5 protein-coding genes are annotated in these 5,508 nt (G+C 72.3%); 4 read left to right on the forward strand and 1 reads right to left on the reverse strand.

All coding sequences use genetic code 11. From position 1 onward, the window contains the following. Nucleotides 1-490: 490 nt before the first annotated feature. Nucleotides 491-1,258 (forward strand): MIP/aquaporin family protein, encoded by a 768-nt coding sequence (locus CCS38_RS00445; protein WP_223731167.1) that lies wholly within the window; start codon nt 491-493, stop codon nt 1,256-1,258. Between the two features lie 134 nt (nt 1,259-1,392). Next, complete coding sequence (gene glpK, locus CCS38_RS00450; protein ID WP_223731168.1) at nt 1,393-2,922, forward strand: glycerol kinase GlpK; 1,530 nt, start codon at nt 1,393-1,395, stop codon at nt 2,920-2,922. Nucleotides 2,923-3,178: 256 nt separating this feature from the next. Here glpK and CCS38_RS00455 read toward each other — a convergent pair whose 3' ends face one another. After that, nucleotides 3,179-3,787: a GTP-binding protein gene (locus CCS38_RS00455; RefSeq protein WP_223731169.1), complete on the reverse strand. Its 609-nt coding sequence runs from the start codon at nt 3,785-3,787 to the stop codon at nt 3,179-3,181. 455 nt (nt 3,788-4,242) lie between these two features. On the opposite strand from CCS38_RS00455, the gene CCS38_RS00460 reads away from it, so the two are divergent. Both CCS38_RS00460 and CCS38_RS00465 read left to right on the forward strand, forming a co-directional pair. Next, nucleotides 4,243-5,040, forward strand: a complete 798-nt coding sequence (locus CCS38_RS00460) for a GntR family transcriptional regulator (protein WP_223731170.1) — start codon at nt 4,243-4,245, stop codon at nt 5,038-5,040. Further along, a partial coding sequence (locus CCS38_RS00465; RefSeq protein ID WP_223731171.1) for a sulfite exporter TauE/SafE family protein occupies nt 5,037-5,508 on the forward strand: 472 nt, incomplete at its 3' end. The genes CCS38_RS00460 and CCS38_RS00465, both read left to right, overlap by 4 nt.

Here is a 5,508-nt window from a genome sequence, read left to right on the forward strand (position 1 = left end):
ACCGGCCCCGAGCCCCACGCCGTCGAGCCTCAGGTCCCCGGAGGCCCACGCAACCGAGCCCCGGGTATCTGCCGGTGAGCGACGCGGTCACCTGTCTGTCACCCGTCCGCCGGTGCCCCGAAAGCAAACCAGGGGACAGCAGGGGCGCGTGAGGAGTGCGGCGTGCTGAGTGGTGGCAGTCGTTGCCGTCCATGTGCTTGACGGCCTATCACGGCCGGTGAACACTTCCGGGTGTCAGTCGGCGTGCCGCACGCAGGCTCCCCCCGACCGCGCGGTGACGCCGCGCGTTTCTGTGCCCCACCGGCGCCCTGCCGTACTGACACGCTCGTCGCGGAGGCCGGGCCGGATGCGGGAACAACACGGCCGTCCGCTCCGCCCCGTACGGCTGCCGTGGCGCGTCCGGAAATCTGTGGCCGGGCCATGGGAGAAGTACGCACCCTGCACGGAGGACCGGGGTCCGTTCCCCGGGCAAGGGCCCAAGGAGCCGCAGATGTATTCCAATGGGGACATATTCGTCGGCGAAGTCATCGGCACGGCGATCCTGATTCTCTTCGGCGCGGGCGTCTGCGCCGCCGTCACGCTGCACTACTCGAAGGCGAAGTCGGCCGGGTGGGTGGCCATCGCGTTCGGCTGGGGCCTCGGCGTACTCGCCGGGGCCTACACCTCGGCACCGCTGTCAGGCGGCCACCTCAATCCGGCCGTCACCCTCGGTTCCGCCGTCGCGGGCGGCACGCCGTGGTCGAAGGTGCCGCTGTACATGGTGGCGCAGCTCATCGGGGCGCTCATCGGCGCGGCGCTGACGTGGGGCGTGTACTACGCGCAGTTCGCGGCCAACTCGCAGACGGACAAGGCCCAGCCGACGCTGGGGATCTTCTCCACCGGGCCGGAGATCCGCAAGCCGGTGGCGAACCTCGTCACCGAGATCATCGCGACCGTCGGCCTGGTGCTGCCGATCCTGTTCTTCGGTGAGAACAAGGGCATCGGCATCGGCCCGATCCCCGGCACCGACGGCGGGGTCTACGGCTCGGGCATCAACGTCCTGCTCGTCGCGCTGCTGGTGGTCGGCATCGGCCTCTCCCTCGGCGGCCCCACCGGGTACGCGATCAACCCGGCCCGTGACCTCGGCCCCCGCATCGCGCACGCGCTGCTGCCCATCCCGAACAAGGGCACGTCCGACTGGAGTTACGCGTGGGTGCCGGTCGCGGGCCCGCTGATCGGCGCGGTGCTCGCCGCCCTGGTGTACAACGCGGCCTTCTGACCCGCGCGCGTGAGCGATGCGCATGGTTCATGACTGCCCCTGTGCGCGGGCTTCCGACCGCGCCGTTCCGCCCGCAGCCTTGCGCTGCGGGCACCACCGCTCGCCGACTGCGGTCATCCGACTGAGGAGACGCCATGACGGACAGCACGGACAGTACGCAGAAGTACGTCGCCGCGATCGACCAGGGCACCACCTCCAGCCGCTGCATCATCTTCGACCAGGACGGCGCGATCGTCTCCGTCGACCAGCGTGAGCACCGGCAGATCTTCCCCAAGCCCGGCTGGGTGGAGCACGACGCGACCGAGATCTGGTCCAAGGTGCAGGCCGTCGTGGCGGGCGCGCTCGCGGGCGCCGGGCTGCGTGCCGACCAGCTCAGCGCGCTCGGCATCACCAACCAGCGGGAGACCACGGTCCTGTGGGACCGCAGGACGGGCAAGCCCGTGCACAACGCGATCGTCTGGCAGGACACCAGGACGGCGGCGCTCTGCAACGAACTGGGCGGCGCGGACGGCCAGGACCGGTTCCGTGAGGCCACGGGCCTGCCGCTGGCCAGCTACTTCTCCGGGCCGAAGGCGGCCTGGCTGCTGGACAACGTGCCGGGGCTGCGGTCGCGCGCGGAGGCCGGCGAGATCGCGTTCGGCACCATCGACTCCTGGCTGATCTGGAACCTCACCGGCGGCACGGACGGCGGGGTGCACGTCACGGACGTGACCAACGCCGGCCGGACGATGCTGATGAACCTGGCCACCCTCCAGTGGGACCCGGCGATCCTCTCGGCGATGGGCATCCCCGAGGCGGTACTGCCGGAGATCAGGTCCTCGGCGGAGGTGTACGGCACGGCCGTGGGCCAGCTGGCGGGCGTGCCGGTGGCGTCGGCGCTGGGCGACCAGCAGGCCGCGGTGTTCGGCCAGACCTGCTACGGCGTCGGCGAGGCCAAGAACACGTACGGCACCGGCTCGTTCCTGCTGCTGAACACCGGCAACCGGCCCGTCCCCTCCAAGAGCGGGCTGCTGACCACGATGGGGTACCAACTGGGCGGCGAGGCCCCGGTGTACTGCCTGGAGGGCTCCATCGCGATCACCGGTGCGCTGGTGCAGTGGTTCCGCGACCAGCTGGGCATCATCAGCTCCGCCGACGAGATCGAGACGCTGGCGGCGAGCGTGGACGACAACGGCGGCGCGTACATCGTCCCGGCGTTCTCCGGGCTGTACGCGCCGTACTGGCGCTCCGACGCGCGCGGTGTGGTCACCGGCCTGACCCGCTACGTCACCAAGGCGCATCTGGCGCGTGCCGTGCTGGAGGCGACCAGCTGGCAGACCCGCGAGGTCGTGGACGCGATGTACCAGGACTCCGGCGTGCAGATCACGACGCTGAAGGTGGACGGCGGGATGACCGCCAACAACCTGCTGATGCAGCACCAGGCGGACGTGCTGGGCGTGCCGGTGATCCGCCCGGTGGTCGCGGAGACCACCTGCCTGGGCGCGGCGTACGCGGCGGGCCTGGCCACCGGCGTGTGGCAGGACCTGGACGAGCTGAAGGCGCACTGGAAGCGGGACGCCGAGTGGACGCCGCGGATGCCGGGCGAGGTTCGGGAGCGGGAGTACGCGCAGTGGCGGAAGGCGGTGGAGCGCAGCTTCGGCTGGCTGGACGACAACGGCGAATAGGCCGGCTGGACCGGCGGACAGGCCGACTGGACCGGCGGACAGGACAGCGAACGACGGCGTGCAGGACTTCCTGCGGGGCCGTGAACACGCTGTACAGGCCCTCCTGCAGGGCCGTCGCGGCCCGTACTCCGGACGGCGGGGTACGGGCCGCGCGGCGTGTCCCGGCGGGCCTCAGCGCGCCGCACGGGCCCGCGAGCGGGGCAGGTCGGCACCGGCCCGCCGCACACCTCAGGAGAGCGTCGGCCCGCCGCACGGCTCAGGACAGCGCCGGCTCGCGCTGTTCCTCGCTCATGCGCAGCGCGTGCTGCACGACCTCGACGAGGACGTCGCGCGCCGAGCCCTTCTCGCGTGCGTCGCAGTACACGACGCTGACGTCCGGGTCCAGGTCCAGCGCGTCGCGGACGGTTTCGGCGGAGTAGCGCTCGGCGCCCTCGAAGCAGTTGACCGCGACGGTGAAGGGGATGCCGCGGCGCTCGAAGTAGTCGATCGCGGCGAAGGAGTCCTCCAGGCGGCGGGTGTCGGCGAGGACCACCGCGCCCAGCGCACCCGTGGACAGCTCGTCCCACAGGAACCAGAAGCGGTCCTGGCCCGGCGTGCCGAAGAGGTAGAGCACCAGGTCCTCGCGGAGGGTGATCCGCCCGAAGTCCATGGCGACGGTGGTGGTGTGCTTGCCCTCGACGCCCGCGGTGTCGTCGACGGGCCGGCCCGCCTCGCTCAGCTGCTCTTCCGTACGCAGCGGCTTGATCTCGCTCACCGCGCCGACCAGCGTCGTCTTGCCGACGCCGAAGCCGCCCGCGACCAGGATCTTGAGCGTGACCGGCTCGACGGCTTTCTTGCGGCGTCGCTCAGCGCGCCCGAAGACCATTGACCGCTTCCTCCGTTTTCGGTGCTGCCGCGTCAGCGACGGACCGGCGCACCGTGGCTGATGAAAAGTGATAGGGGGTACGACAACTCCCGGGTAGGAGTGGATCGTTCCGCACCGACTGTACCGACGGCAAGACCCGGGCCCGGCACCGCCCCTGTCTGATGTGCTCATGATCACTGAGCGTGCGGGGAGCCGCGTACGGGCGCTTCTGCCCGGCGGAACGCCCCGGCATTCCCACCAAACTTGCTGGTCCATCGTTTACGCAGGTCAGCCTGGGTGGCGTAACTCCGGCGTAACGCCCGGAGAGTACCGTCGACGGCTTCGGAGGGCCCAGCTTCGAGGGCACGGCCTAAGCGGGCACGGCCTCAGCGGGCACGGCCTCAGCGGGCAGGCTTCAGAGGGCACGGCTCCGGAGGAAGCGGCAGCGCCCCGTACGGCGCGGAAGGGAGTCGGTCATGCGGGAGACGGCACCACCGGGCGCGGAGGGCGGGGACGACGGGCCCTGGGTGTCCTCCCGGCCCCGCGCCGAGCGCGCCCGGCAGCTGGCCGACGTGCTCCGGCAGCGGATCACCAGCGGCGCGTACGAGGACGGCGTGCTGCCCGGCGAACACGAGTTGGGCGCGCACCTCGGGGCGTCGCGCAACGCCGTACGTGAGGCGCTCGCGCTGCTGCGCAACGAAGGGCTGATCACCCGCAAGCAGGGCGTGGGCACGACGGTCGTGATGCCCAAGTACGGTCACGGGCTGGACCGGCTGGCGGGCCTGGCGGAGACGCTGACCGGGCACGGCGCGGTCACCAACGAGGTACGGGCGGCTCGCCCCGTCCCGGCGCCTCCGGCGGCCATCGCGGAGCGGCTGGGCCTGGCCCCCGGGGAGGGCGCGGTGCACGTCGAGCGGCTGCGCCGGCTGGGCGGCCTCCCGCTGTCCCTGGACACCACCTACCTCACCGCCGACATCGGGACGCCGCTGCTCCGCTGCGACCTCGCGCACCGCGACCTGTTCGCGCTCATCGAGGAGACCTCCGGGCAGCGCCTGGGCCGGGCCGAGGTGTCGGTGCACGCGGTCAACGCGGGGCCGGACACCGCGGCGCTGCTGGGCGTCGAGGAGGGCGCCGCGGTCTTCGCCATCGAACGGCTCACGCATCTCGCCGACGGCCGCCCCGTGGACGCCGAGTCGCTGCACATCAGGGCGGACCGGCTGGCCCTGCACGCCACGCTGCACCGCGGCCCGGCCGCCCCGGGGGAAGCGCGATGACGGGCCTGGCGCCCGACACCACGACGCTGGTGCTGCTGGCGCTCTTCGGGCTGGCTGCCGGGGTCGGCATCACGGCCGTGGGCCCGGGAGGAGTACTCGCGACCATCGGCCTGTTCGTCCTCACGGACCTCTCCCCCGCCCAGGTCGCGGGCACCGCCATCGTCACGCACGTCGCCACCGGGATGCTCGGCACGGCCGCGTATGTGCGCTCCGGTGAGCTGCGGGAGCCGCGCACGCGGCGCACGGCATGGGCGCTGGCGGGCGCCGCGGTGCTCGGCACCCCGCTCGGCGTACTGGCCAACACCCTTGTCTCCGGGCACGCCTTCGGGCTGCTGCTGGGCGCCTTCGTGGCGCTCGTCGGGGCGCTCGTGTGGTACCGCGAGCGGCGCGCCGCGCCTACGGGTGCCGCGTTCCCCTCGCCCGGGGTGACGGCACTGCTCGGCTTCGGGGTGGCAGTGGCGAGCGGGG

This window comes from Streptomyces purpurogeneiscleroticus, from assembly GCF_020024005.1.
Taxonomy (GTDB): Bacteria; Actinomycetota; Actinomycetes; order Streptomycetales; family Streptomycetaceae; genus Streptomyces; species Streptomyces purpurogeneiscleroticus.